We start from the raw sequence: 25,987 nt of genomic DNA, 5'->3' as shown, positions 1-25,987 counted from the left end.
ACTTACTTTAGTGTGAGACTCTTGATACTTTTGCTATCTGATCCGAAGATCAGCTCGCTTCCATCAAGCGCCCACACTTATCGGCTGTTAATTTTTAAAGAGCAATCTGCGAGGAACTTCGTGTTTCTCAGCAGCGCTGCGTTTTCAGCAGCAGAGAAGCGAGATTATGAACCGTGTTTCGCAGCTCGTCAACAACTTTTTACACTACATCGTTGCGACTGCGGGGTTCGACTTCCAGGCCAGCCGCGCGCCCGACACTGCGGCACACCACCAGCTTTGCTTCCCTCTCCCGCGCCGCGTTTCCGTTAGCGCGAAAGAGGCGTGATTCTAAGCACCCGCCCCCATCTACGCAAGCCCTTTGTGAAAATATTTTGAAAAGCCCCCGTGCGCTGACGCGCACGGGGGCTGGGGCTCGGCGGGCCGCCGGTGGCCATCGACCACAAGGGGGCCGGCAACACTTCCCTCTATATATAGAAGCTCATTACTTGCCGCCCACCGCGGCCTGCAGTTGCTCGACCGGCACCGCGTCGGCCATCGCCGTGTATCCAGCGTCGCTCGGATGAATGCCGTCGCCACTATCGAATCGACGCTGCAGCACGCTCGGGCGCGCCGGATCGCGCAGCACCGCGTCGAAGTCCACTACGCCGTCGAACCCGCCACCGCTCCGGATCCACCGGTTCACCTCGAGCCGGATCGCCTCCCGCCCCGCCGGCAGCCCGGCCGGTGTCAGCGTCGCGCCGAAGACCTTCACGCCCTGACGGTGTGCCGTGTCGATCAGCCGGCGGTAGCCGTCGATCAGCGATGCAGCCGTGACCTGCGTATGCGGGTGGTCGCAATCGAGCCCCGCGCGCGGCGGCATCGCCGCAAAGTTGATGTCGTTGATCCCGATCAGCACGATCGCCGCCTTTACGCCCGTGCGCGACAGCGCATCGCGCTCGAACCGCGACGCCAGCGACGTGCCATAGCAAGCCGAATCGCTGAGCAGCCGGTTTCCGCTGATCCCGAGATTCGCGACGCCGATCGATTCCGCGCCCGAGGCGGCCAGCCGACGCGCCAGTGCGTCCGGCCAGCGGCGGTTCCGGTTCACGCTCGAGCGCAGCCCGTCGGTGATCGAATCGCCGATCGCGGCTACGCTTGCGCGCGCGGAACCGGTCTCGACCGCGAGCTCGGTCACCCATGCAAATTGGGTAAAGCGGGTGCGGAACGCGGCAGCCCCCGGATCACTCACGTGCTCGCCCGGCACCGACACATAATTGAACTGGTTCGACACGCGGTGCCAGACCGTCATCCGCTGGTTCGCCCCCATCTGGAGGCTGATCGCATACGGCTGCCCGGCCCTGACGTCGATCCCCACCGGATCGCTTTCGAGTTCCTGGCCCGGCGCAAGCGTCACCGACACCTTGCCGCCGAACCGGACCGGCACGGCCGCGTCGCCGGACAGCGCCGCGCCCTCGCCAGCGCGCGCGAGGCTCGCCGCCTCGACGACGAGGGGGGAACGACCGTATGCATTGCTGACGCGGATCCGTGCGGCGCGCCCCGACACTGTCGGATAGACGATCTGGCGCACGGTGCGACCGGCAACGTCGGGCGCGCGATAAAGCGGCGGCGGTGCGGCAAGGTCGGGAATCGGCTGCAACGCGGTCGCCCACGCGGCAACCCATCCCGCCGGCGCGGCCGAAGCCGACGCCACGAGCGGCGAGACAAAAGCGGCCGCACCCAGCACGGCCGCGGCGATACTGCTTCGGAATGACATCGGCAAAATCCTCGTCGGAAAGCAGGCATTGTGCCGCAGAAGGCGCGGCTCCCGCGTGCCGGCCGCCATCACGCAGCACCATCGCGCCCCGATGTCCCTCGTTTACCCGAGTCTTTCCGCAAATCCGCAAGAAATTTATTAACCGACCGGTCGGTTGGTTTATACTTCGCACACATTCAACCGGACGAGAGCCTCGCCATGTACACGCAATCCCTCGACATCCCCGGCAACGTCGCGCCGCTCGACGCCGCAGCCGAGTCGCCCGAGCAGGCGCGGTTCGATGCGGTCATGGCCGCCGACGGCAAGATCGAACCGCAGGACTGGATGCCCGACGCCTATCGCAAGACGCTGGTCCGCCAGATCTCGCAGCACGCGCACTCGGAAGTCGTCGGCATGCTGCCGGAAGGCAACTGGATCTCCCGCGCGCCGAGCCTGAAGCGCAAGGCGATCCTGCTCGCGAAGGTCCAGGACGAAGCCGGCCACGGCCTCTATCTTTATAGCGCGGCCGAAACGCTCGGGGTATCGCGCGATTCGCTGATCGACGCGCTGCACGCCGGCAAGGCGAAATACTCGAGCATCTTCAACTACCCGACGCCGACCTGGGCCGACGTCGGCGTGATCGGCTGGCTGGTCGACGGCGCCGCGATCATGAACCAGATCCCGCTGTGCCGCTGCACGTACGGCCCGTACGCGCGCGCGATGATCCGCGTGTGCAAGGAAGAATCGTTCCACCAGCGCCAGGGCTTCGACGCACTGCTGTCGATGATGAAGGGCAGCGACGCGCAACGCGCGATGGTCCAGCAGGCCGTGAACCGCTGGTGGTGGCCGGTGCTGATGATGTTCGGCCCGAGCGATGCCGATTCGGTCCACAGCAACCAGTCCGCGAAATGGGGCATCAAGCGGATCACGAACGACGACCTCCGGCAAAAATTCGTCGACGCGACGGTCGACCAGGCGAAGGTGCTCGGCGTGACGCTGCCCGATCCCGACCTGAAGTGGAACGAAGCACGTGGCCACCACGACTACGGCACGATCGACTGGGACGAATTCTGGCGCGTGGTCAACGGCGACGGCCCGTGCAACAAGGAACGCCTCGCGACCCGCGTGAAAGCGCACGAGGACGGCGCATGGGTGCGCGAAGCCGCCCTCGCCCACGAAGCAAAACGCCGCGCGCGCGCCGAACAGCACGCCGCCTGAGCGGCACACCATCGAATTCAGGATTCAGGAGAAAGTGATGAACAAGGAATGGCCGATCTGGGAAGTGTTCGTGCGCAGCAAGCAGGGGCTCGACCACAAGCATTGCGGCAGCCTGCATGCCGCCGACGCGTCGATGGCGCTGCGCATGGCGCGCGACGTCTACACGCGCCGCCAGGAAGGCGTGAGCATCTGGGTGGTGCCGTCGTCGGCGATCACCGCGTCGGATCCGAGCGAGAAGGCCGAGCTGTTCGAACCGGCGGGCGACAAGATCTACCGTCACCCGACGTTCTACACGCTGCCCGACGAAGTCAACCACATGTAACGCCCGCGCCATGACGATCACGCCCGAACACCTCTCCTACGTGCTGCGCCTCGCGGACAACACGCTGATCCTCGGTCAGCGCAATGCCGAATGGTGCGGCCACGGCCCGATCCTCGAGGAAGACATCGCGCTCACCAACATGAGCCTCGACCTCATCGGCCAGGCACGCATGCTGTATACGCATGCGGCCGAACTCGAGCGCCAGCTCACCGGCGCGACGAAGACCGAGGACGACTACGCGTACTTCCGCACCGAGCGCGAGTTCGCGAACTTCACGCTCGCCGAACTGCCGCATTACGGCCCGCTCGCCGGCACCGCGCACGCCGACAAGGACTACGCGGTGACGATCGTGCGCAACTTCCTGTACTCGGCGCTGATGCTGCACGTGTGGAGCGCGCTGGAAACGTCGACCGACACGCAGCTCGCCGCGATCGCCGCGAAATCGGTGAAGGAAACCCGCTATCACGTGCAGCACGCACGCGAGTGGCTCGTGCGCCTCGGCGACGGCACCGACGAATCGCACCGTCGCGCGCAGGACGCGCTCGACTACCTGACGCCGTATACGCGCGAATTCTTCGCCGCCGATGCGATCGACGACGCAGTCGCGGCCGCGGGCATCGCCCCGGCACCGGCCACGCTCGAAGCGGCGTGGCGCGCGGACGTGGACGACGCGCTCGCGGAGGCGACGCTCACGCTGCCGGCCCCCGTGCAGCACGTGACGACCGGCAAGCAGGGCGAGCATTCGGAACACATGGGCTACCTGCTCGCGGAACTGCAAAGCCTCGCACGCCAGCACCCCGGCGCGACCTGGTAACCCCGACGCCACGGAGCCCGACGATGTCCGTCCAGACCGCCCCCGCCAACGCCAACGCCGTGCCTGCCGCGCGCCGCGACGATCCGCTGCTCGCCCGCGCATGGGACGTGCTCGAAGCCGTGCCCGATCCCGAGATCCCGGTCGTGTCGATCCGCGAGCTCGGCATCCTGCGCGACGTCCGCCGCGCGGACGACGGCCAGCTCGAGGTCGTGATCACGCCGACCTACTCGGGCTGCCCGGCCATGTCGCAGATCGCCGAAGACATCGCCGCCGCGCTGCAGGCCGCCGACCTGCCGCCGCACCGGATCGAGACGGTGCTCGCGCCCGCTTGGACGACCGACTGGATCACGCAGGAAGCGCGCGACAAGCTGCGTGCGTACGGCATCGCGCCGCCGGTCGGCCAGTGCGGCACCGCCGCGCCGCGGGAAAACGTCGTGCGCTTCGTGCCGCGGCCCGTCGCGGCGCCCGCGTGCCCGCGCTGCGGCTCGGCACGCACCGAGCGTCTCGCGCAATTCGCGTCCACGGCCTGCAAGGCGCTGTATCGCTGCGTCGACTGCCGCGAACCCTTCGACTACTTCAAACCCTACTAATCGATATGGCGACCCCGCAATTTCATCCGCTGCGTATCCGCGACGTGCGGCCCGAGACCGCCGACGCCGTGACCGTCTCCTTCGACGTGCCGCCCGAGCTGCGCGACGCGTACCGCTTCACGCAGGGCCAGTTCGTCACGCTGAAGACCCACATCGACGGCGAGGAAACGCGCCGCTCGTATTCGATCTGCGTCGGCACGACGGACTACGACCGTGACGGCGAACTGCGCATCGGCATCAAGCGCGTACGCGGCGGCCGCTTCTCGAACTTCGCCTTCGATACGCTGAAGCCCGGCCACACGATCGACGTGATGACGCCGGACGGCCGTTTCTTCACGCACCTGAACGCCGACCACGGCAAGCAGTACGTCGCGTTCTCCGGCGGCTCCGGGATCACGCCGGTGCTCGCGATCGTGAAGACGACGCTCGAACTGGAGCCCCGCAGCACGTTCACGCTGATCTACGGCAACCGCAGCGTCGACGCGATCATGTTCGCGGAGGAGCTCGAGGACCTGAAGAACCGGTACATGAACCGCTTCGTCCTCTATCACGTGCTGTCGGACGACCAGCAGGACGTCGAACTGTTCAACGGCGTGCTCGACCAGGCGAAATGCGCGGAATTCCTCGGCACGCTGACGCCGGCCGACGCGATCGACGAAGCGTTCATCTGCGGCCCGGCGCCGATGATGGACGCGGCGGAAGCCGCGCTGAAGGCAGCCGGCGTGCCGCAGGCGAAGGTGCACGTCGAGCGCTTCGGCACGCCGCTGCCGCAAGCCGGTGCGCCGGTCGTCGAAATCACCGACCAGACGCCGGCCGCCGACCTCGAAATCGTGCTCGACGGCAAGAAGCGCAAGCTGCGGCTGCCGTACGAAGGCGTGAGCCTGCTCGATATCGGCCTGCGGGCGGGCCTCGCGCTGCCCTACGCGTGCAAGGGCGGCGTGTGCTGCACGTGCCGCGCGAAGGTGCTCGAGGGCGAAGTGCGGATGGAGAAGAACTACACGCTCGAGGAGCATGAAGTGAAGGACGGCTTCGTGCTTACGTGCCAGTGCCACCCCATCAGCGACAAGGTCGTCGTGAGCTTCGACGAGCGTTGAGCGACGTCGCGTCGCGGCGCCGGACGGTTTCTCGCCGTCACACATCTCGCTTACACTAGGGGCCGCCGGCCGGCTGGACATCGCAACGTCCGCCCGGCCGGCGGTTTTCTTTTGTTGACGACAGGCCGATGAGTACCATTCATGTGATTCAGGGCGGCACCGCCGCCGCGTCGCTGCGCGAGGCACTCGCGCAAGCCGGGCGCGACGAGCATGTCGTCGGATTGCTCGACGATCTCGGCGTCGGGCCGCTCAAGGGCGCCGACGAGACGCCCGACACGCGCGCAGCCTTCTGGCAGCGCGTGCTCGGCGACCAGATTCCCGACTGGAACGCAGAGATCGAAGCCGAGTTCGCACGCCTCGACCAGCTGGCGACGGAGACGGGCCAGGTGGTGGTGTGGCATGCGCCGAGCGTCGGCGACAAGCTGCTGCTGCGGCGCGTCGCCTATCACCTGCGCAATGTCCCGCAACGCCTGAACGAAGTGCGGCTGTCGGCCGCCGACCTCGACCCGGCGCAGCGCGCGTCGCTGTCGCGCACCGACCAGGCATGCGCGACCGGCATGTTCTCGCCCGCCGAACTGGCGCGCAAGCGTCCGGTGGCCGCGCCGATCTCGGTGCTGCGCATCGGCCGCCTCGCGCTCGAATGGCAGGAGGCGAAGCACCAGAACGCCGAACTTCGCTACTGGGTCAGCAACACGATCAAGAGCGGCCACTATGAAGAACTCGACGCGCTGATCCTCGCGCGCGCGGAAACCGACTGGCTGCCCGCGCGGCGCCTCGTCGGCAGCATCATGGCCGACGCCGATCGCGGCGGGCTGTTCGTCAGCGACTCGATCGCCTGGTGGCGCTGCCGCGAACTCGCGGCGGCCGGCCGGCTCGAGCTGCAGGACGACACGCCCGACGCCCTCTCCTCCACGCAGGTGCGCGCGGCCCGCGCGGCCGCCACGCACCGCTAATCTTCCGCATTCGACCATGGCCCGTACCCGAGCGCCCGACCACGAATCCCAGCGCGAGCAGATCCTCGATCTGGCCGCCGACAAATTCGCGCAGACGAGCTATCCGAGCACGTCGATGTCCGATCTCGCGACCGCGAGCGGCACGTCGAAAGCACGCCTCTATCACTATTACGAGAGCAAGGAAGCGATCCTGTTCGACCTGCTCGACCGCTACACGAAACGGCTGATGCTGATCATCGCCGAGGTCGAAGGGGCGAGCCAGCGGCGCGGCCTCAGCGAGCGCGACGCGTTCGCGGAGCTCGTGCGCGCGTTCCTCGCCGAATACGAGACATCGCACAGCCGCCACGTCGCGCTGCTCAACGACGTGAAGTATCTCGAGGACGCGCAGCGTGAAATCGTGCTCGACCGCCAGCGCGACATCGTCGCGGCATTCACGCGACAGCTGGCGCGCGCGTACCCGGACCGCATCTCGAAGGAAAACCAGACTTCCGTGACGATGATGGTGTTCGGGATGATCAACTGGACGTTCACGTGGCTGAAGCCCGGCGGCCGCCTCGGCTACCGCGACTTCGCCGAGCAGGTGATCGACCTGATCGAACGCGGGCTGTCGACGGCCGCCTGATTGCCGCGCAGCAGCAAGCGTTGCGCGACGGGCACACTGCGACCGCCCGCCGCGCGTTTCATATGATGAATTTTAAATTCGTTTAAAATCAAATAGATAGTGGATTAACTAAGCGGATTTAGAATTCATCCTCCAGCTCAAACATCGTTAAATACGGGTTTTCCCCAATCCGAGGGCTGACGGTCGGGTAAAATGCTGCTGCATTGCACAACCCGCTGTACGGTCACACATTGAGGAACCCACGATGAACACGCGATTCAACGGCTCTGCCGATGTCGTCGGCACCGCCGGTACTGCGCCGGTTCTCGTCAGGGAACTGGCTTCCAAAGACCGTGAGCAGATGCTCACCCACTTTCTCTCGCTCGACGAAGAGGACCGCCTGCTGCGCTTCGGCCAGATGGTGCCCGACCACGTGCTCGAGAACTATGTCCGTACGATCGACTTCGGTCGCGACACCGTGTTCGGCGTGTTCGACCACGACCTCGAACTGATCGGCGTCGGCCACCTGGCCTACCTGCCGGCCGAGGGCGACAAGCGCACGGCCGAATTCGGCGTGTCGGTGCTCGAAAGCGCACGCGGCCGCGGTGTCGGCTCGAAGCTATTCGAACGCGCGGCGATCCGCAGCCGCAACACGCACGTGACGACGCTGTACATGCACTGCCTGTCGCGTAACGCGACGATGATGCACATCGCGAAGAAATCCGGGATGCGGATCGAGTATGCGTACGGCGAAGCCGATGCGTACCTGTCGCTGCCGCCGGCCGACCACTCGACGATCATCGCCGAGATGCTGCAGGAGCAGGCCGCGGTGTTCGACTACGCGATGAAGCGCCAGGCGCGCCGCACCACGAAGTTCATCGAATCGCTGATGCCCGCCGCCCTGACGGCGTAACGTCAGCCAGCCGGGCCGCGCCTTCCGCGCCCCCGGCCCCTCCCTCCCCCGCCGCGCAACTAGCGCACCGACCGAATCGGCAACGCCGTCGTCTCCTTGAAGCATTCGAGCGAAAAGCTCGTCTTCACGTCGATCACCGACGGGTGATGCAGCAAATGCTCCTGCACGAAGCGGGAGAAATGCGCCATGTCCTCGACCTGCACGCGCAGCAGGTAATCCATGTCCCCCGTCATCGCGTGGCACGCGACCACTTCCGGCCAGGTCTGCACGGCCGCGCGAAACAGCTCCGCATGGGTCGCGCCCGCGCGCGCCGACGTTTCGTCGACCCGTACCGGCGCCAGGCCGCCGCGTTTCTCGAGCCGCACGCTCACGTACGCGAGCAGGTCGAGCCCGAGCTTCTGCGGATTCAGCAGCGCGACATAACCGGTGATCACGCCGATCTCCTCGAGCCGCCTGATCCGCCGCAGGCACGGGCTCGGCGACAGGTTCACGCGCTCGGCGATCTCCTGGTTCGACAGGCGCCCGTTCTCCTGAAGAATTGCGAGAATCCGCCGGTCGATGGCATCCAATTCGGCGTGCGCCATCTTCTGCCCTCCAATGATTATTTCAAGACTGGAAATTGCGCCATCGTAGGTTCGGGCGATCAAGTTCGCAAGTTTACGCTCGCGACTGCCCGCTACACTCTGTCGCACGTACCGATTCGTCGCGCACGCCGCCGCGTGTGCCACGTTCGACATCGAACCAGGCCGGACAGGCGCACGTCGCCGCGGCCGATCGCCCCCACAGGAGACACGCCATGCAGATCCCGAACTGGGACAACCCCGTCGGCACCGACGGCTTCGAATTCATCGAATACACGGCGCCGGACCCGAAAGCGCTCGGACAGCTGTTCGAACGGATGGGTTTCACCGCGATCGCGCGCCACCGCCACAAGGACGTGACGCTGTACCGCCAGGGCGACATCAACTTCATCATCAACGCCGAACCCGATTCGTTCGCCCAACGCTTCGCGCGCCTGCACGGCCCGTCGATCTGCGCGATCGCGTTCCGCGTGCAGGACGCCGCGAAGGCGTACAAGCGCGCGCTCGAACTCGGCGCATGGGGCTTCGACAACAAGACGGGCCCGATGGAGCTGAACATCCCGGCGATCAAGGGCATCGGCGATTCGCTGATCTACTTCGTCGACCGCTGGCGCGGCAAGAACGGCGCGCAGCCGGGCGCAATCGGCGACATCAGCATCTACGACGTCGACTTCGAGCCGATCGCCGGCGCGAACCCGAACCCGGTCGGCCACGGCCTCACCTATATCGACCACCTGACGCACAACGTGCATCGCGGCCGCATGCAGGAATGGGCCGAGTTCTACGAGCGCCTGTTCAACTTCCGCGAAGTGCGCTACTTCGACATCGAAGGCAAGGTGACGGGCGTGAAGTCGAAGGCGATGACGTCGCCGTGCGGCAAGATCCGCATCCCGATCAACGAGGAAGGCTCGGATACGGCCGGCCAGATCCAGGAATACCTCGACGCATACCACGGCGAAGGCATCCAGCACATCGCGCTCGGCGCCAGCGACATCTACCGGGCGGTCGACGGCCTGCGCAGCAAGGAAGTGAAGCTGCTCGACACGATCGACACGTATTACGAACTGGTCGACCGCCGCGTGCCGAACCACGGCGAATCGCTGGACGAACTGAAGAAGCGCAAGATCCTGATCGACGGCGCGCGCGACGACCTGCTGCTGCAGATCTTCACCGAGAACCAGATCGGACCGATCTTCTTCGAGATCATCCAGCGCAAGGGCAACCAGGGCTTCGGCGAAGGCAACTTCAAGGCGCTGTTCGAATCGATCGAGCTCGACCAGATCCGTCGCGGCGTCGTGCAGGACAAGGCCTGACGCATCCGGCGGGCGGCTGCCCGGGGCAACCCGGCAACCCGCCCGATCCGGCGGCACAAAGAAAAAGGGCGGGAATCCGAGGATTCCCGCCCTTTTTTCATTCCGGCGCGGCCCGCCGGCCGCGCGAACGGATCAACGCGCGTTCGCCTTCGACGCGACGGCGCGCTCGGCCGACGGCTGCGCGACGGCGTCCTGGGCCGGCGCGATCTGCTGCATCTGCGCGCCGGCTGCCGCCAGTGCGCTCGCGCCTCGCGCGTGCACCGGGCCGGTCATCGAGAAAAACGCGGCGGACACGATCAGGAAACTCTGGATATGACGTGTGTTCATTGCACCTCCTGTAAAACTGCCGGCGCCTCCCCGATGCGTCGAAACAGACCGACGCGACCGGGCACCTCCGGCAGGCCGACAAGATTAACGGCATTTGCGCGCAGATGAACGCGGCCTTACATGCTTTTACATGATGTAACGCATGATTCAGCCCCTTTTTACGGTGCGCCGCCGCGCTTCTCCCCGCATTCCAACCGATGGGCGGCGGGTTTGCCCCAGTGCTACCATCGCTTAAAACCGGCGAACATGCCGGCCACTGCCGACGCATCCAAAAGATGCCGACGCAACCGAAGTTTTGGTGATCCCAGACCGGGTGGAGGAGACAGTTAATGAATGCCCCGCTAGACGCAGACCAACGCGCGTCGCTAGAAGCCGCGCTGAAGTCCGTCACGCTTGACGACAAATACACACTTGAGCGCGGTCGCGCGTACATGAGCGGCATCCAGGCCCTCGTGCGCCTGCCGATGCTCCAGCAGGAACGCGACCGCGCCGCCGGTCTCAATACGGCCGGCTTCATCTCCGGCTACCGCGGCTCGCCGCTCGGCGGCCTCGATCTGTCGCTCTGGAAAGCCAAGCAGCACCTGGCAGCCCACCAGATCGTCTTCCAGCCCGGCCTCAACGAAGATCTCGCCGCCACCGCCGTGTGGGGCTCGCAGCAGGTGAACCTGTACCCCGGCGCGAAGCACGACGGCGTGTTCGGCATGTGGTACGGCAAGGGCCCGGGCGTCGACCGCACCGGCGACGTCTTCAAGCACGCGAACTCGGCCGGCTCGTCGCAGCACGGCGGCGTACTGGTGCTCGCCGGCGACGACCACGCGGCGAAATCGTCGACGCTCGCACACCAGTCCGAACACATCTTCAAGGCCTGCGGGCTGCCCGTGCTGTTCCCGTCCAACGTGCAGGAATATCTCGATTTCGGCCTGCACGGCTGGGCGATGAGCCGCTACTCGGGCCTGTGGGTCGCGCTCAAGTGCGTGACGGACGTGGTCGAATCGTCGGCATCGGTCGACATCGACCCGCATCGCACCGAGATCGTGCTGCCAACCGACTTCATCCTGCCGGAAGGCGGCCTGAACATCCGCTGGCCCGACCCGCCGCTCGTGCAGGAAGCGCGGCTGCTCGACTACAAGTGGTATGCGGCGCTCGCCTATGTGCGCGCGAACAAGCTCGACCGCATCGAAATCGATTCGCCGAACGCGCGCTTCGGGATCATGACCGGCGGCAAGGCCTACCTCGACGTGCGCCAGGCGCTGACCGACCTCGGCCTCGACGACGAAACCTGCGCGCGGATCGGCATCCGGCTCTACAAGGTCGGCTGCGTGTGGCCGCTCGAAGCGCAGGGCGCCCAGGCGTTCGCGCGCGGCCTCGACGAAATCCTCGTCGTCGAGGAAAAGCGCCAGATCCTCGAATACGCGATCAAGGAAGAGCTGTACAACTGGCCCGACGGCCAGCGGCCGCGCGTGTTCGGCAAGTTCGACGAAAAGGACGGCGCCGGCGGCGAATGGTCGGTGCCGATGGGCAACTGGCTGCTGCCCGCGCACTACGAGCTGTCGCCCGCGATCATCGCGAAGGCGATCGCGACGCGCCTCGAGAAGTTCGAGCTGCCGTCCGACGTGCGCGCGCGCATCGCCGCGCGGCTCGCGGTGATCAACGCGAAGGAAATGGCGCTCGCGAAGCCGCACGTGCAGACCGAGCGCAAGCCGTGGTTCTGCTCGGGCTGCCCGCACAACACGTCGACCAACGTGCCGGAAGGCTCGCGTGCGATCGCCGGCATCGGCTGCCACTACATGACCGTGTGGATGGACCGCAACACGAGCACCTTCAGCCAGATGGGCGGCGAAGGCGTGCCGTGGATCGGCCAGGCGCCGTTCACGGACGAGAAGCACGTGTTCGCGAACCTCGGCGACGGCACCTATTTCCACTCGGGCCTGCTGGCGGTGCGCGCGGCGATCTCGTCGAAAGCGAACATCACCTACAAGATCCTCTACAACGACGCCGTCGCGATGACGGGCGGCCAGCCGGTCGACGGCGTGCTGACGGTGCCGCAGATCACGCACCAGCTCGCGTCGGAAGGCGCGAAGAAGATCGTGATCGTCACCGACGAGCCGGAGAAGTACGACAGCCAGAAGGCGCTGCTCGCGCCGGGCGTGCCGATCCATCATCGCGACCAGCTCGACGACGTGCAGCGCGAGCTGCGCGAGATCGAAGGCACGACGATCCTGATCTACGACCAGACCTGCGCGACCGAGAAGCGCCGCCGCCGCAAGCGCGGCACCTATCCGGATCCGGCGAAGCGCGTCGTGATCAACGACGCGGTGTGCGAAGGCTGCGGCGACTGCTCGGTGCAGTCGAACTGCCTGTCGGTCGAGCCGCTGGAAACCGAATTCGGCACGAAGCGCCAGATCAACCAGTCGAGCTGCAACAAGGATTTCTCGTGCGTGAAGGGCTTCTGCCCGAGCTTCGTCACGGTCGAGGGCGGCCAGTTGAAGAAGCCGAAAGCCGTGTCGGTCGACGGCAACGCACTGCCGCCCATTCCCGAACCGACGCTGCCGGAGATCGACCGCGCATACGGCGTGCTCGTCACGGGCGTCGGCGGCACGGGCGTCGTCACGATCGGTGCGCTGCTCGGGATGGCCGCACACCTGGAGAACAAGGGCGTGACCGTGCTCGACGTCACCGGCCTCGCGCAGAAGGGCGGCGCCGTGATGAGCCACGTGCAGATCTCGCACGCGCCGACCGACATCCACGCGACGCGGATCGCGATGGGCGAAGCCGACCTCGTGATCGGCTGCGACGCGATCGTCACGGCCGGCGACGAGTGCACGTCGCGGATGCGGCACGACGCGACGCGCGTGGTCGTCAACAGCGCACAGACGCCGACCGCCGAGTTCATCAAGAACCCGAACTGGGCATTCCCGGGCCTGTCCGCCGAGAATGACATCCGTGCGGCGGCCGGCGAAGCGGTCGACTTCATCGACGCGAACCGCTTCGCGGTCGCGCTGCTCGGTGACGCGATCTACACGAACCCGTTCGTGCTCGGCTACGCATGGCAGAAAGGCTGGCTGCCGCTCACGCTCGTGTCGCTCGTCCGCGCGATCGAGCTGAATGCGGTATCGGTCGAGAAGAACCGTGCGGCATTCGACTGGGGCCGCCGCGCCGCGTACGACCTGGCGAGCGTGAAGCAGGCCGCGGCCGGCGATGCGCGCCCCGCGCAAGGCGCCACGGTGATCGCGCTGCACACGAAGAAGGCGGTCGACGCACTGATCGCGAAGCGCGTGGAATTCCTCACCGCGTACCAGAACGCCGCGTATGCGGCGCGCTATGCGGCGTTCGTCGACAAGGTGCGCGCCGCCGAGCGGGCACTGGCGGACGGCGACACGGTGCAGGAGCAGCTGACTGAAGCAGTCGCCCGCAACCTGTTCAAGCTGATGGCGTACAAGGACGAATACGAGGTCGCGCGGCTGCAGTCCGATCCCGCGTTCCTCGCACGCCTGTCCGCGCAGTTCGAAGGCGACTGGAAGCTGAAATTCCACCTCGCGCCGCCGCTGTTCGCGAAGACGGACTCACACGGCCATCTGGTGAAGAAGGCGTACGGCCCGTGGATGATGACGGCCTTCCGCTGGCTCGCGAAGGCGAAGTTCCTGCGCGGCACGGGGCTCGACCCGTTCGGCCGCACCGAGGAACGCCGCTCCGAGCGCGCGCTGATCGGCGAGTACGAAGCGCTGATCGACGAAGTGCTGGCCAGGCTGAACGCGGCCAACCGCCCGCTCGCCCTCGAGCTCGCGGCGCTGCCGGACGGCATTCGCGGCTACGGCCACGTGAAGGAGAACAACCTGCGCGCGGTACGCCAGAAGTGGAGCACGCTGCTCGCGAAGTGGCGGGCGCCGGCAGGCGGCCAGTCGCACCAGCAGGTCGCGTGACGGCCAGCCGACGGGCGCGGGCATTCGCGGTTCGAACGCCCGCCCCGGCCGGCGATTCGCAATAAAAAAACGCCACGGAACGCAGGTTCCGTGGCGTTTTTCCTTGCGCCGCGCCTGAAGCGCGGCACACGCGGGCGTGGACTTACTTCGTGTTCACGTTCGCGGCGGCAACGGCCGTCATGTTGATGATCCGGCGCACGGTCGCAGCCGGCGTCAGGATGTGGACCGGCTTCGCCGCGCCGAGCAGGAACGGACCGACCGTCACGCCTTCGCCGCCGACCATCTTCAGCAGGTTGTACGCGATGTTCGCCGCTTCGACGTTCGGCATGATCAGCAGGTTCGCTTCGCCCGACAGCGTCGTGCCGGGGAACGCCTGCTTGCGGATCATTTCCGACAGCGCCGCGTCGCCGTGCATTTCGCCGTCGACTTCCAGGTTCGGCGCACGTTCGACGATCAGCTTGCGGGCCTCGCCCATCCGGCGCGACGACGCCGACGGCGCGCTGCCGAAGTTCGAGTTCGACAGCAGCGCGGCCTTCGGCGCGATGCCGAAGCGCTCGATCTCGGCCGCGGCCTGGATCGTCATGTCGGCGAGCTGTTCGGCGCTCGGCAGCTCGTTCACGTACGTGTCGCACACGAACAGGTTGCGGCCCGGCAGCATCAGCAGGTTCATCGCGGCGAAGTGCTCGGCGCCCTTCGCGCGGCCCAGCACCTGCTCGATGAACTTCAGGTGGCTGTGGAACGTGTCGATCATCCCGCAGATCATCCCGTCCGCATCGCCCAGGTGCACGAGCATCGTGCCGATCAGCGTGTTGAACTTGCGCATCGCGGCCTTCGCGACTTCCGGCGTCACGCCGTCGCGCGCGCCGATCTCCTGATACGCCTGCCAGTAGCGGTGGTAGCGCGCATCGTCTTCCGGATCGACGATTTCGAAATCGGTGCCGGCCTTGAGCTTCGAGCCGATCTTCTGCAGGCGCATGTCGACGACCGACGGACGGCCGATGATGATCGGCTTCGCGATCTTTTCCTGCAGCACGAACTGCGCGGCGCGCAGCACGCGCTCGTCCTCGCCTTCGGCGAACACGATGCGCGCCTGCTTCTGCTTCGCGGTCGCGAACACCGGGCGCATCACCATGCCGGTGCGGTAGACGGTCGCGCCGAGCTGCTCGCGGTAGGCGTCCATGTCCTGGATCGGACGCGTGGCGACGCCCGAATCCATCGCGGCTTGCGCGACGGCCGGCGCGATCTTGATGATCAGGCGCGGATCGAACGGCTTCGGAATCAGGTAGTCCGGCCCGAATTCGAGCGAGTGGCCTTCATACGCCTTCGCGACTTCCTCGCTCTGGTCGGTTTCTTCCGCCAGTTCGGCGATCGCGCGCACGCACGCGAGCTTCATTTCTTCCGTGATCGTCGTCGCGCCGACGTCGAGCGCGCCGCGGAAGATGAACGGGAAGCACAGCACGTTGTTGACCTGGTTCGGGTAGTCCGAACGGCCGGTCGCGACGATCGCGTCCGGGCGCACGGCCTTCGCGTCTTCCGGGCGGATTTCCGGTTCCGGGTTCGCGAGCGCCAGGATCAGCGGCTTGTCGCCCATCGTCTTGACCATGTCCTGCTTCAGCACGCCCGCGCTCGAGCAGCCGAGGAACACGTCCGCGCCGACGATCGCGTCGGCGAGCGTGCGTGCGTCGGTGGTCGCCGCATAGCGCTGCTTCGACGGATCGAGATTGCCGCGCCCTTCGTAGATCACGCCCTTCGAATCGGCGACGAGGATGTTCGACTTCGTGAGACCCAGGTTCACCAGCAGGTCCAGGCACGCGATCGCTGCGGCGCCCGCGCCCGAGCACACGAGCTTCACTTCGGCGAGCTTCTTGCCGACGACCTTCAGGCCGTTCAGGATCGCGGCCGACGCGATGATCGCGGTGCCGTGCTGATCGTCGTGGAAGACGGGGATCTTCATGCGCTCGCGCAGCTTCTGCTCGATGTAGAAGCATTCCGGCGCCTTGATGTCCTCGAGGTTGATGCCGCCGAGCGTCGGCTCGAGCATCGCGATCGCCTCGACGAGCTTGTCGGGGTCGGATTCCGACAGTTCGATGTCGAACACGTCGATGCCCGCGAATTTCTTGAAGAGGCAGCCCTTGCCTTCCATCACCGGCTTCGCGGCCAGCGGGCCGATGTTGCCGAGGCCCAGCACGGCCGTACCGTTCGTGATGACGCCGACGAGGTTGCCGCGCGACGTGTACTTCTGCGCATCGAGCGGATCGGCGTGGATCGCTTCGCACGCAGCGGCAACGCCCGGCGAATACGCGAGCGACAGGTCGAGCTGGTTCGACAGCGGCTTGGTCGGGGTGACCGAAATCTTGCCGGGTTTCGGATTCTGGTGATAGGCGAGCGCCGCCTGCTTCAGTTGTTCGTCCATGATTGACCTGCGAGAGACATGCGAAATATTGACGGTTCAGTACACAGCACCTTGGGCCGCGTCTGCTTGAATCGAGGGGATGGTCGACTGCGAGACGGCACGCAGCGCGCCGGGTCGGCACGCCATCGAACCTTGGCGGATGGCAAGAGGAAAGTACAAAGTACTGAACGATTTCTAAGGGTCGCCTAGTGTACACCCCCTAAATGACCTCCGTTGGTGCAGCGCCGCATCCTCCGCATCAGCGCGAGCGGTCCCGCCCCGTTTGTTTCGCCGGTGGTGAGCCGAGCGGCGAACCCGCGTGAATTCCGCCGAAAACCGGCCTGAATCGGGTAAAATAGCCGGCTACGCGCGCAGCGATGCGATTGGCCCTCCGATCGCGCCCCGGCCCCCAGGGCAGGTTCCCCTTGCTGCGCCACCGGGCCCGCGCCCGCTCTTCGCTCATCACCCAAGGAATGCCCATGACAGGCTACGATCGTCAGTCGATCTCGGATACGACCGCCAAAATCCTGCTCGAAGTGCAGGCAGTGCACTTCAACGCAGAAAAACCGTTCATCTTCACGTCCGGCTGGGCAAGCCCCGTCTATATCGACTGCCGCAAGCTGATTTCGTATCCGCGCGTGCGCCGCGCGCTGATGGAAATGGCTGAAACGACGATCACGCGCGACATCGGCTTCGAGCAGATCGACGCGGTGGCGGGCGGCGAGACGGCCGGTATCCCGTTCGCGGCATGGATCGCGGACCGGATGATGGTGCCGATGCAGTACGTGCGCAAGAAGCCGAAGGGTTTCGGCCGCAACGCGCAGATCGAAGGCCATCTGGAAGAAGGCTCGCGCGTGCTGCTCGTGGAAGACCTGACGACCGACAGCCGCAGCAAGATCAACTTCGTCAACGCGCTGCGCACCGCGGGCGCGACCGTGAACCACTGCTTCGTGCTGTTCCACTACGACATCTTCAAGGAAAGCGTGTCGGTCCTGAAGGACATCGACGTCGACCTGCACGCGCTCGCCACGTGGTGGGACGTGCTGCGCGTCGCGAAGGCTTCGGGCTACTTCGAGACGAAGACGCTCGACGAAGTCGAGAAATTCCTGCACGCACCGGCCGAGTGGTCGGCGGCGCACGGCGGCGCGACGGCCCCGAAGGAATGACGCCGCGCCGGCCCGCAGGCCGGCGTCCTGGCTGAACAAGCCGCCCGCTTCATCGCGGGCGGTTTTTTTTCGTCCACCGATTCGCGCAGCAAACGATCGCGACCATGGGTCGCGGCGTGCATCGCTCATCGAACCCTAATGCTAGACTTGATCCATCGTCGCCATCAGCTGCGCGGGCAACGCACAACGCCAACAACGCCGGAAGCATCGGTCCGGCCCACGTGACGGGAGAAGCGCCATATGCGTGTGGATCGCCGGATCACTCCGCCTGCGCCATCGGGTCGCCCGTCGCCGTTCCTTGCCGCCCTCCTCGCTCTCTTCGCCCACCTCGTCCTCCTTTATGCCGCCGCGTTCGCCGCCGTGCCCGCGCATGCAGAAGGCGCGTTCACCGTGACGAGCGACGACCTGACGCCGGGCGGGCGCGTCCGTGCCGCGAACGTGTTCGACCGCGGCGACTGCAAGGGCGGCAACCACTCGCCGCAGCTCGCCTGGCACAACCCGCCGCCCGGCACGCGCGGCTACGCGGTCACGATCTTCGATCCCGACGCGCCGGGGCACGGCTGGTGGCACTGGGCCGTGGCGGGCATTCCCGCGACGGTCACGAGCCTGCCCGCCGACGCGAGCGCATCCGGCTTCCTGCGGCGCATCGGTGCAAGCGAAGCGCGCAACGACTTCGGAATCGACGGTTACGGCGGCCCGTGCCCGCCGCCCGGCAAGCCGCACCGCTACGTGGTCACCGTCTACGCGCTGAAGGGCGACGACCTGCGCGTCGCGCAGGGGCGCCCCGCGCCGATGTTCGAGCACGAGATCGGCACGCTGGCGATCGGCACCGCGCAACTCACGGTCAACTACGGGCAATAACGGGTGACGGGCACCCGGCGGCGGGCATCGCCCCCTGCCGCGCGCCGCCGCGATTGCCTGCCGCCGCGCACTGGCGTACTCCGGGCGTATTCCGCGCCCGCGTGTTTTCGCGTCATTTCGGCTTGCTAGACTCGTCGTCACCGGTCGCGGCGCCACGCCGCGCTTCCGTCGCGTCGCCGGCCGGCGACGCGTGACCCGGCGTGCCGCAACGGCCGCCGTTCCCGTTCCTTTCCGGAGAACGCCTCATGTCGAACATCGTCATCGTCTATCACAGCGGCTACGGTCACACGCAGAAACTGGCCGAGGCCGTTCACGCGGGCGCGCAGGACGCCGGCGCGACCGTGCGCCTGCTCGCGGTCGGCGACGTCGACGACGCGGGCTGGGCCGCGCTCGACGCGGCCGACGCGATCGTCTTCGGGGCACCGACCTACATGGGCGGCCCGTCGGCGCAGTTCAAGCAATTCGCCGATGCAACGTCAAAAGCGTGGTTCACGCAGAAATGGAAGGACAAGATCGCCGCGGGCTTCACGAACTCCGCGACCATGAACGGCGACAAGTTCTCGACGATTCAATACTTCGTCACGCTGTCGATGCAGCATGGGATGGTGTGGGTCGGCACGAGCCTGATGCCGGCCAACTCGAAGGCGGCCACGCGCAACGACATCAACTACCTGGGCGGCTCGACGGGCCTGCTCGCGCAGTCGCCGGCCGATGCGACGCCCGACGAAGGCCCGCTGCCGGGCGACCTCGAAACCGGGAAGGCATTCGGCCGGCGGGTCGCCGAAGCGACGGCCCGCTGGGTCGCCGGCCGCGGCTGAGCACGCGCCGGCGAGCGCGCCGATGAGCGCGCCGGCGTGCGTCAAAGGGACACAAGACGGCCCGCCGGCCGTCTTTTTTTCGACCCGTGCGATGCAGGCCCGCCGGATGACGTCTTAAAATGGCGGATTCAGGGCGCGGGCCCCGTTTCATTCAGTGAGAGCGAAATGAGCACCAAAGTTTTTGTCGACGGCCAGGAAGGCACGACCGGCCTCAAGATCTTCGAATACCTGTCGGCACGCAGCGACATCGAGATCCTGCGCATCGATGAAGCGAAGCGCAAGGACGTCGAAGAGCGCCGCCGCCTGATCAACGCGTCGGACGTCACGTTCCTGTGCCTGCCGGATGTCGCGTCGCGCGAATCGGCGTCGCTCGTCGAGAACCCGAACACGACGCTGATCGACGCGAGCACCGCGTTCCGCACCAGCGCCGACTGGGCCTACGGCCTGCCGGAACTGACCCGCGCGCAGCGCGAGAAGATTCGCACGTCGAAGCGCATCGCGGTGCCGGGCTGCCATGCATCGGCCTTCGTGCTCGCGATGCGTCCGCTCGTCGATGCGGGCATCGTCGCACCGACGTTCGCCGCGCACAGCTACTCGATCACCGGCTACAGCGGCGGCGGCAAGTCGATGATCGCCGACTACGAAAGCGCGGCGCCGGGCGGCAAGCTCGCGAGCCCGCGCCCGTACGCGCTCGGCCTCACGCACAAGCACCTGCCGGAAATGGCCGCGCACACGGGCCTCGCGAACCCGCCGATCTTCACGCCGATCGTCGGCCCGTTCCTGAAGGGCCTCGCGGTGACGACCTACTTCACGCCCGGGCAGCTCGCGAAACGCGCGACGCCGCAGGACGTGCAGCGCGTGTTCGCCGAGTACTACGCGGACGAAGCCTTCGTGCGCGTCGCGCCGTTCGATGCGGACGCGAACCTCGACGGCGGCTTCTTCGACGTGCAGGCGAACAACGACACGAACCGTGTCGACCTGTTCGTGTTCGGCAACGAAGAGCGCTTCGTCACGGTCGCGCGCCTCGACAACCTCGGCAAAGGCGCATCGGGCGCCGCGATCCAGTGCATGAACCTGAACATCGGCGCGGCCGAGGATGCGGGTCTCAAACGCTGATTCAACATCGCATGCAATGCAAAGCCGGCCGCTGGCCGGCTTTTTATTTACCGGTATCACGCAATATATAAAAAAATTACCGATCGCGTATTTACAAATATTTACAAGCTTTCGATTGCGCGATTACCAGTGAATTAATTCCACCCCCTCTTTATCCAGTCAATCCCGAATAGGGATAAACCGGATACCGACCGCTTTAAACGCTGCCGTTATACGCGGGAAGGCTCTTCGCCGGCCTATCCGGCGTCGCACATTCCCCACTCCGGCAGCTTCAGGCAGCCTGTCTCACGTTTTAATTCTTACTGAATACCGTGTCAGACAAGGATTCAAAACACGATGCCCGTTTCAATCGCCTTTTTTAGACGGGTTCATCAATTGACAGCAAAAATCCAGGCAGCGACATTAGCTCGCACAATTAAACGATTGGAGACAGCGGCATGTCGCACGCCTTATCGAAGGGGGTGGCAACGGCCTTTGCCATTGCCCCTTTCCTGGTTGCATGTGGTGGGGGGGACGGCGGCGCACCCGCGCCGATCAATGCGCCCCAATGTTCCGGATCGAGCTGCGGCACGCAAGGGCCGCCGCCTTCGCAGCCCGTCAACGGCGCGCTGTGCCCGGCCAACGCGGACATCGTGAAGAGCACGTACCTCGGCGGCGCCGGTAGCGGCGAGATCGTCAGCGTCAACATCGACGCCGTGGCGATGACCTACACGCTCAAGTGGCTCGAATCGCCGATTCCGCTCGCGACCGGCACGGTCACGCCGAGCCGCGCCGGCACGACGATCACCGGTGCGGTCATGCACCCGCCGACCGGCACGCTGCCGACCGCCGAGCAGACGCGCTGCGCGTTCATCCTCACGCCGGGCACGGGCAAGGCGCCGGGCGGCGCCACGTACTCGACGGCCGCCGACTTCAACCGGGCGAACCCGCCGATGCTGCTGGTCGGCATGGGCGTCGCGGGCGGCGGCATTCCCGGCGCGACGATCCAGTACGACGGGCTGACGATCGCCATCGGCCCGATCGTGGTGGCAAAGGACGTCGGCAAGGTGCCGAACCGTCACTTCGACTTCTATCCGTTCCTCGGCTTCGCGAACACGACGACCGACCTGTCGAAGCTGCCGGGCACGTACAACGCGCTGATCTACCACCTGGTGCCGTCGGGCGACTACGCGACGAAAGGCACGAACTCGAGCGAGACGTTCGATGCGAACGGCGCGTGCACGTCGAGCGGCTCGGGCGGCTGCCAGACGACCGGCGACCCGTGGAAAACGAGCGCGAACGGCGGCTACTTCGACAGCACGAAGGCGCCGCAGACGCTGCCGCAGACGCAATTGCCGATCGTCGGCGCGACCGGCAAGTCGGCCACCGCGCATATGGTGATCGGCCAGCTCAACGGCGCGACGGTGCCGGTGATCGTGCGTACGGGCAACGTGAACCTCGGCACGCCGCCGCTGCATACCGACGCGCAGGTCGACGACGAATCGGGCATCGCGGTGCTCGGTGCGGCAACGGCGATCCAGTCGGGCGCGATCGACGGCGGCTACGCGGGCGCGGACTCGAACTTCAAGTACACGGCGGCCCTGATCCGCGGCAGCAACGCGTCGTTCATCAACCCGAGCACGCAGGTCGAGGAAGACGGCTTCTCGCTCGACTACGGCCAGGCGACGCCGGGCCTGCTGAACGCGACGACGACGCCGAAGCCGCCGCCCGGCACGAACTACCCGTCCGCAACTGGCGTCGTGATCGCGACGGGCGGGCTGTACGCGGCGCTGGTCCAGGGCACGGTGAACGGCGGCGTCACGTCGACGTCGGCGAACTCGACGACTTCGTCGACACCGTACTTCGGCGTGGGCGCGCAGATCAGCAAGTAGCGGACGAGGACGCGACGGCGGGCTGGCCGCCGTCGCGTGACGCACGAGCGCGCGGCACGGCGCAGGCAGGACGAGCACAAGCAACAGAAGCGGCCGACAGGGAGCTGGCCGCCGTACAAGACAAATCTGGAGGAGCAACATGAAGCGCAACCTCATTCTGGCGGCGGCCCTTGCCGCCCCCCTTCTTTCTGCCTGCGGCGGCAGCGGCAGCGGCGGCGACAATCCGCCCCCGCTCGTCGAAGACCGGCTCTGCCCTGCCTCGCTCGACTACACCACCGTGTTTACGGGCGGCGCGGGCAGCGGCGAACTCGCCAAGGTCCAGCTCGACACGACCAAGATGACCTGGCAGGTCACCTATGTCGAATCGCCGGTTCCGCAAACGACCGGCACCGTCGTGCCGACCCGCGCGGGCACCGTCGACAGCGGCACGCTCACGCAGGAAACGCTGCTGCCGACCAACAAGCTGAACCAGTGCGCATTCCGCCTGAACGGCGCGAGCCTCGATCCGTCGCGCCCGGCGCGCATCTTCGTCGGCATGGGTGTCGCGGGCGGCACGATTCCCGGCAAGGAGATCCAGTTCAACGGCGTGCTCGGCCAGGCCGCGGTGCCCGACACGAAATTCCCGTACTACCCGTTCATCGGCTTCTCGTCGATCGAAACCGACATCACGAAGGTGGCGGGCACGTACAGTCACACGGGCTTCGGTGAAGTGCCGTCGCAGAACTTCGCGCCGGCATCGATCGACGCGAAGGTGACGATCAACGCCGACGGCACCTGGACCAAGTGCGACTCGACCGGCCAGTTCGCCGGCGGCGCGTGCACGCAGCGCGGCACGAACTTCGTGCAGTCGGCGGACGGCAGCGGCGCATTCCAGTCGAACAACTATGCGAGCCAGCTGAAACCGACGCTGTCGGCGACGCCACAGGGCAAGGCCTTCATGATCGTCGGCAAGCTGCGCAACCAGCTCGTGCCGATTCTCGTGCGCACCGGGGTGGCGAACCCGAACCCGACACCCGACAGCAACGGGGTGCCGGGCCTCACCGCCGACGACGAATCGAGCATCTCGATCCTCGCGCCGCAGACGGCCATCGCGGCCGGTTCGCAGAACGGTGAATACATCGGCGTCGACAGCCAGTTCGATTACCGGACCACCGCGCTGATCGACAAGCAGGCCACGCTGCTCGATCCGTTCCAGCCGTCGCAGGCATCGCTCGCGACCGCGCTCGACCTGGACTACACGCAGAAGGTGCCGGGCACGGTCACGACAATCCACACGGGTTCGGGCAGCACGTCGCCGACCGGCAAGTTCATCTTCTCGGGCGGCGTGTTCGGTTTCCTCGACAACGCGGGATCGACGCCGTATTTCACGATCGGCGCATTCGTCCAGTAAGCGGAGGGAAATGCCGTGATGAAGAGAACCCTACGCTGCGCGGCGGCCGGCGCCGCCGTGCTGGCGCCGCTCGCGGCGCACGCGCAGAGCGCCGGCAGCAACGTCGTCACGCTGGGCTGGTTCCACGTGATGCCGCAGCAGAGCAGCACGCCGATGACGACCAACGTCGCACCGACACCGATCAACACGCCGCTGCGGCTGCCGCCGTCGTTCACGTCGCCGGGCACCGGGCTGCACACGAGCGGCGCCGACACCGTCGGCCTGACGGTCAGCCACTTCCTGACCGACCACATCGCGGTCACGTCGGTGGCCGGCGTGCCGCCGGTGTTCAAGGTGTCGGGCCAGGGCACGATCAGGCCGCCCGGCCCGGCCGGCGCGCTCGGCACGCAGAACATCGGGCTCGCGTCGGTCAACCCGATCGTGAAGAGCGTGCGGCAGTGGAGCCCGGCCGTGCTGCTGCAGTACTACTTCGGGCAGGCCACCGCGAAGTTCCGGCCGTTCCTCGGCCTCGGCGTGTCGTACAACTGGTTCAGCGACCTTCAGCTCAACACGAACTTCATCAAGCAGACCCAGGACAACCTCGGCGCGATTCTCGCGGCGGGCGCGGGCAAGCCGGGTACGACATCGGTGGAGGCGAAGGCGTCGTCGTCATGGCAGCCGGTGTTCAACGCCGGCCTGCAGTACAACATGACCGAGCATTTCGGGCTGATCGCGTCGGTGACGTACATCCCGCTGAAGACGACGTCGACGGTGACGATCAAGGCGGCCGACGGCACGGTGCTCTCGGAATCGAAATCGGACCTGAAGGCCGACCCGATCATCAGCTACGTCGGGATGACGTACAAGTTCTGAGCGCCGCGACGGACGACGCATGGCATGCCGCGGCAAAATCGCAGGCAAAAAAAAGCCCGCCTAAGAGGCGGGCTGAATCCATATCAGAGGAGACATGGAGGAGACAGGTGCAATTCTAGCGAATCGGTTTCCGCATTGCAACATTTCCGTAGAGAAAATACGGACTTTCCCTCGAATGCCGACTCTAGATCGCCTTCACTGCATCTGACCCCACCCTGTTTTCCCGGTCGAGCACTTCGCCCAGCGCATCGCGCAGCAGCGCGACGGGCCGCACCAGCCGGCCCGGCAGCGCGCCGTGCACGATCCACACGTTGATCCGCGTCTCGAGTCCCGCCGTTTCCACCACCCTCAGCGCGTCGCGGTGCGCGCTGCGCGCCAGCGCGTTCGGCGCGGCGATGCCGATGCCCGCGCCGCGCGCGACGAGCGACAGCTGCAGCTCCGAGCCGAATGCCTCGACCGCGACGTCGAACGGCAGCCCGGCCGCGCCGAGCGTGCGGCTCAGCGCCGAACGCATCCCGCAGCCGTCCTGGCTCAGCACCCACGGAAAACGCGACAGCATGTCGATCGACAACGGGCCGTCGGGCAGCGGAAAGTCGCGCGCGGCGACGAGCACCGTCGGCTGGGTGCCGAGCAGCGTCGACGTGAACGTATCGGGCAGTACCGAACTCGCCGGCACCATCACGGCCGCGACGTCGAGCGTGCCGCGCTCGACGCCCTGCATCAGCGCCGGCGACCAGCCGGCCGTCACGCGCAGCGTGAGGCGCCCGAACGCGTCGCGCAGCCGGTCGATCGGCTGCTCGAGCGCCAGCTCGGACAGGAACGGCGGCACGCCGATGCGCAGCTCGCCGGACGGCTCGCTGTCCGGCGCGCCCGCCGCCATCAGCTCGTCGACCGCGCCCAGCACGTTGCGCGCGAGCGCGTAGACGTCGCGCCCGGCGGCAGTCGGCTTCAGCGGCTTGCTTTGCCGTTCGAGCAGCGACATGCCGAGCAGCGTTTCGAGATTCTGCACGCGCCGCGTCAGGCCCGGCTGCGTCAGGTGGAGCTTCGCGGCTGCGGCGACCATCGACCCGCTGTCGACCACCGCGACGAACGCCTGGAGATCACGCGTATTCAAAACAAACTCGCATAATCATATTAGAGATA

General features: G+C 66.4%; 22 protein-coding genes. 17 read left to right on the top strand and 5 right to left on the bottom strand.

Features of this window, described 5'->3' with window-relative positions; translation table 11 throughout:
- Positions 1 to 481 precede the first annotated feature (481 nt).
- Entirely contained in the window at positions 482 to 1,753 is a 1,272-nt protein-coding gene (locus E9536_RS38010; protein WP_136472731.1) for an SGNH/GDSL hydrolase family protein, read from the bottom strand.
- 198 nt (positions 1,754 to 1,951) lie between these two features.
- Between E9536_RS38010 and paaA the strand changes: the two genes are divergently transcribed.
- The 8 genes from paaA to E9536_RS37970 all read left to right on the top strand — a co-directional run bounded on the left by paaA (position 1,952) and on the right by E9536_RS37970 (position 8,237).
- A complete protein-coding gene (gene paaA / locus E9536_RS38005; protein ID WP_027788584.1) occupies positions 1,952 to 2,950 on the top strand; it encodes a 1,2-phenylacetyl-CoA epoxidase subunit PaaA in 999 nt (332 codons plus the stop codon).
- 37 nt (positions 2,951 to 2,987) lie between these two features.
- A complete protein-coding gene (gene paaB / locus E9536_RS38000) occupies positions 2,988 to 3,272 on the top strand; it encodes a 1,2-phenylacetyl-CoA epoxidase subunit PaaB (protein ID WP_027788585.1) in 285 nt (94 codons plus the stop codon).
- Between the two features lie 10 nt (positions 3,273 to 3,282).
- Positions 3,283 to 4,086, top strand: coding sequence for a 1,2-phenylacetyl-CoA epoxidase subunit PaaC (gene paaC, locus E9536_RS37995; RefSeq protein WP_027788586.1), 804 nt, complete (start codon positions 3,283 to 3,285; stop codon positions 4,084 to 4,086).
- Positions 4,087 to 4,109: 23 nt separating this feature from the next.
- The gene (paaD, locus tag E9536_RS37990) at positions 4,110 to 4,676 is read left to right on the top strand and encodes a 1,2-phenylacetyl-CoA epoxidase subunit PaaD (RefSeq protein WP_027788587.1); all 567 of its coding nucleotides are present in this window, start codon (positions 4,110 to 4,112) and stop codon (positions 4,674 to 4,676) included.
- Between the two features lie 5 nt (positions 4,677 to 4,681).
- Positions 4,682 to 5,770, top strand: coding sequence for a 1,2-phenylacetyl-CoA epoxidase subunit PaaE (gene paaE, locus E9536_RS37985; protein WP_059620901.1), 1,089 nt, complete (start codon positions 4,682 to 4,684; stop codon positions 5,768 to 5,770).
- A 128-nt stretch (positions 5,771 to 5,898) separates the two neighbouring features.
- Positions 5,899 to 6,723 (top strand): DUF1835 domain-containing protein, encoded by an 825-nt coding sequence (locus tag E9536_RS37980; RefSeq protein WP_059490190.1) that lies wholly within the window; start codon positions 5,899 to 5,901, stop codon positions 6,721 to 6,723.
- 16 nt (positions 6,724 to 6,739) lie between these two features.
- Positions 6,740 to 7,345 carry a TetR/AcrR family transcriptional regulator gene (locus tag E9536_RS37975; protein WP_011350658.1) on the top strand — a complete coding sequence of 202 codons (606 nt, stop codon included), beginning with the start codon at positions 6,740 to 6,742 and terminating at the stop codon, positions 7,343 to 7,345.
- Between the two features lie 244 nt (positions 7,346 to 7,589).
- A complete protein-coding gene (locus E9536_RS37970) occupies positions 7,590 to 8,237 on the top strand; it encodes a GNAT family N-acetyltransferase (RefSeq protein WP_027788590.1) in 648 nt (215 codons plus the stop codon).
- A 59-nt stretch (positions 8,238 to 8,296) separates the two neighbouring features.
- Here E9536_RS37970 and E9536_RS37965 read toward each other — a convergent pair whose 3' ends face one another.
- Positions 8,297 to 8,821, bottom strand: a complete 525-nt coding sequence (locus tag E9536_RS37965) for an Lrp/AsnC family transcriptional regulator (protein WP_021158575.1) — start codon at positions 8,819 to 8,821, stop codon at positions 8,297 to 8,299.
- Between the two features lie 212 nt (positions 8,822 to 9,033).
- Here E9536_RS37965 and hppD point away from each other — a divergent pair, with 212 nt between their 5' ends.
- Positions 9,034 to 10,131 (top strand): 4-hydroxyphenylpyruvate dioxygenase, encoded by a 1,098-nt coding sequence (gene hppD / locus E9536_RS37960; protein ID WP_060175012.1) that lies wholly within the window; start codon positions 9,034 to 9,036, stop codon positions 10,129 to 10,131.
- A gap of 132 nt (positions 10,132 to 10,263) precedes the next feature.
- Here hppD and E9536_RS37955 read toward each other — a convergent pair whose 3' ends face one another.
- On the bottom strand, positions 10,264 to 10,458 hold the full coding sequence (locus E9536_RS37955; protein ID WP_027788593.1) for a hypothetical protein: 195 nt from the start codon (positions 10,456 to 10,458) through the stop codon (positions 10,264 to 10,266).
- A 329-nt stretch (positions 10,459 to 10,787) separates the two neighbouring features.
- Between E9536_RS37955 and E9536_RS37950 the strand changes: the two genes are divergently transcribed.
- Positions 10,788 to 14,378 (top strand): indolepyruvate ferredoxin oxidoreductase family protein, encoded by a 3,591-nt coding sequence (locus E9536_RS37950; protein WP_136472729.1) that lies wholly within the window; start codon positions 10,788 to 10,790, stop codon positions 14,376 to 14,378.
- Between the two features lie 142 nt (positions 14,379 to 14,520).
- On the opposite strand, the gene E9536_RS37945 is transcribed toward E9536_RS37950, so the two are convergent.
- The gene (locus E9536_RS37945) at positions 14,521 to 16,791 is read right to left on the bottom strand and encodes an NADP-dependent malic enzyme (RefSeq protein ID WP_027788595.1); all 2,271 of its coding nucleotides are present in this window, start codon (positions 16,789 to 16,791) and stop codon (positions 14,521 to 14,523) included.
- Between the two features lie 458 nt (positions 16,792 to 17,249).
- Between E9536_RS37945 and E9536_RS37940 the strand changes: the two genes are divergently transcribed.
- From E9536_RS37940 to E9536_RS37910, 7 genes are all read left to right on the top strand, one after another.
- Positions 17,250 to 17,936, top strand: a complete 687-nt coding sequence (locus E9536_RS37940) for an orotate phosphoribosyltransferase (RefSeq protein WP_011546659.1) — start codon at positions 17,250 to 17,252, stop codon at positions 17,934 to 17,936.
- 240 nt (positions 17,937 to 18,176) lie between these two features.
- Entirely contained in the window at positions 18,177 to 18,797 is a 621-nt protein-coding gene (locus E9536_RS37935; RefSeq protein WP_027788596.1) for a YbhB/YbcL family Raf kinase inhibitor-like protein, read from the top strand.
- Between the two features lie 245 nt (positions 18,798 to 19,042).
- A complete protein-coding gene (locus E9536_RS37930) occupies positions 19,043 to 19,615 on the top strand; it encodes a flavodoxin family protein (protein WP_021158582.1) in 573 nt (190 codons plus the stop codon).
- Positions 19,616 to 19,780: 165 nt separating this feature from the next.
- Positions 19,781 to 20,731 (top strand): N-acetyl-gamma-glutamyl-phosphate reductase, encoded by a 951-nt coding sequence (gene argC / locus E9536_RS37925; protein WP_021158583.1) that lies wholly within the window; start codon positions 19,781 to 19,783, stop codon positions 20,729 to 20,731.
- 437 nt (positions 20,732 to 21,168) lie between these two features.
- The gene (locus E9536_RS37920) at positions 21,169 to 22,602 is read left to right on the top strand and encodes a DUF2957 domain-containing protein (RefSeq protein ID WP_136472727.1); all 1,434 of its coding nucleotides are present in this window, start codon (positions 21,169 to 21,171) and stop codon (positions 22,600 to 22,602) included.
- Positions 22,603 to 22,741: 139 nt separating this feature from the next.
- Positions 22,742 to 23,992, top strand: coding sequence for a DUF2957 domain-containing protein (locus E9536_RS37915; RefSeq protein WP_059694355.1), 1,251 nt, complete (start codon positions 22,742 to 22,744; stop codon positions 23,990 to 23,992).
- An 18-nt stretch (positions 23,993 to 24,010) separates the two neighbouring features.
- On the top strand, positions 24,011 to 24,844 hold the full coding sequence (locus E9536_RS37910; RefSeq protein WP_060175007.1) for an OmpW family outer membrane protein: 834 nt from the start codon (positions 24,011 to 24,013) through the stop codon (positions 24,842 to 24,844).
- 184 nt (positions 24,845 to 25,028) lie between these two features.
- Here the strand turns inward: E9536_RS37910 and E9536_RS37905 are convergent, their stop codons facing one another.
- Positions 25,029 to 25,958: a LysR family transcriptional regulator gene (locus tag E9536_RS37905; RefSeq protein ID WP_060175006.1), complete on the bottom strand. Its 930-nt coding sequence runs from the start codon at positions 25,956 to 25,958 to the stop codon at positions 25,029 to 25,031.
- Positions 25,959 to 25,987: the final 29 nt, after the last annotated feature.

Origin of the sequence: Burkholderia sp. LS-044 (assembly GCF_004803625.1) — a bacterium.
Lineage (GTDB): Bacteria > Pseudomonadota > Gammaproteobacteria > Burkholderiales > Burkholderiaceae > Burkholderia > Burkholderia cepacia.
Note: the sequence above shows the minus strand (reverse complement) of the source record. Positions and strands in the feature narration are given on the sequence as shown.

Coding starts and splice junctions, on each gene's coding strand:
- E9536_RS38010 (WP_136472731.1), bottom strand. CDS start 1,753: ATGTCATTCCGAAGCAGTATCGCCGCGGCCGTGCTGGGTGCGGCCGCT.
- paaA (WP_027788584.1), top strand. CDS start 1,952: ATGTACACGCAATCCCTCGACATCCCCGGCAACGTCGCGCCGCTCGAC.
- paaB (WP_027788585.1), top strand. CDS start 2,988: ATGAACAAGGAATGGCCGATCTGGGAAGTGTTCGTGCGCAGCAAGCAG.
- paaC (WP_027788586.1), top strand. CDS start 3,283: ATGACGATCACGCCCGAACACCTCTCCTACGTGCTGCGCCTCGCGGAC.
- paaD (WP_027788587.1), top strand. CDS start 4,110: ATGTCCGTCCAGACCGCCCCCGCCAACGCCAACGCCGTGCCTGCCGCG.
- paaE (WP_059620901.1), top strand. CDS start 4,682: ATGGCGACCCCGCAATTTCATCCGCTGCGTATCCGCGACGTGCGGCCC.
- E9536_RS37980 (WP_059490190.1), top strand. CDS start 5,899: ATGAGTACCATTCATGTGATTCAGGGCGGCACCGCCGCCGCGTCGCTG.
- E9536_RS37975 (WP_011350658.1), top strand. CDS start 6,740: ATGGCCCGTACCCGAGCGCCCGACCACGAATCCCAGCGCGAGCAGATC.
- E9536_RS37970 (WP_027788590.1), top strand. CDS start 7,590: ATGAACACGCGATTCAACGGCTCTGCCGATGTCGTCGGCACCGCCGGT.
- E9536_RS37965 (WP_021158575.1), bottom strand. CDS start 8,821: ATGGCGCACGCCGAATTGGATGCCATCGACCGGCGGATTCTCGCAATT.
- hppD (WP_060175012.1), top strand. CDS start 9,034: ATGCAGATCCCGAACTGGGACAACCCCGTCGGCACCGACGGCTTCGAA.
- E9536_RS37955 (WP_027788593.1), bottom strand. CDS start 10,458: ATGAACACACGTCATATCCAGAGTTTCCTGATCGTGTCCGCCGCGTTT.
- E9536_RS37950 (WP_136472729.1), top strand. CDS start 10,788: ATGAATGCCCCGCTAGACGCAGACCAACGCGCGTCGCTAGAAGCCGCG.
- E9536_RS37945 (WP_027788595.1), bottom strand. CDS start 16,791: ATGGACGAACAACTGAAGCAGGCGGCGCTCGCCTATCACCAGAATCCG.
- E9536_RS37940 (WP_011546659.1), top strand. CDS start 17,250: ATGACAGGCTACGATCGTCAGTCGATCTCGGATACGACCGCCAAAATC.
- E9536_RS37935 (WP_027788596.1), top strand. CDS start 18,177: ATGCGTGTGGATCGCCGGATCACTCCGCCTGCGCCATCGGGTCGCCCG.
- E9536_RS37930 (WP_021158582.1), top strand. CDS start 19,043: ATGTCGAACATCGTCATCGTCTATCACAGCGGCTACGGTCACACGCAG.
- argC (WP_021158583.1), top strand. CDS start 19,781: ATGAGCACCAAAGTTTTTGTCGACGGCCAGGAAGGCACGACCGGCCTC.
- E9536_RS37920 (WP_136472727.1), top strand. CDS start 21,169: ATGTCGCACGCCTTATCGAAGGGGGTGGCAACGGCCTTTGCCATTGCC.
- E9536_RS37915 (WP_059694355.1), top strand. CDS start 22,742: ATGAAGCGCAACCTCATTCTGGCGGCGGCCCTTGCCGCCCCCCTTCTT.
- E9536_RS37910 (WP_060175007.1), top strand. CDS start 24,011: ATGAAGAGAACCCTACGCTGCGCGGCGGCCGGCGCCGCCGTGCTGGCG.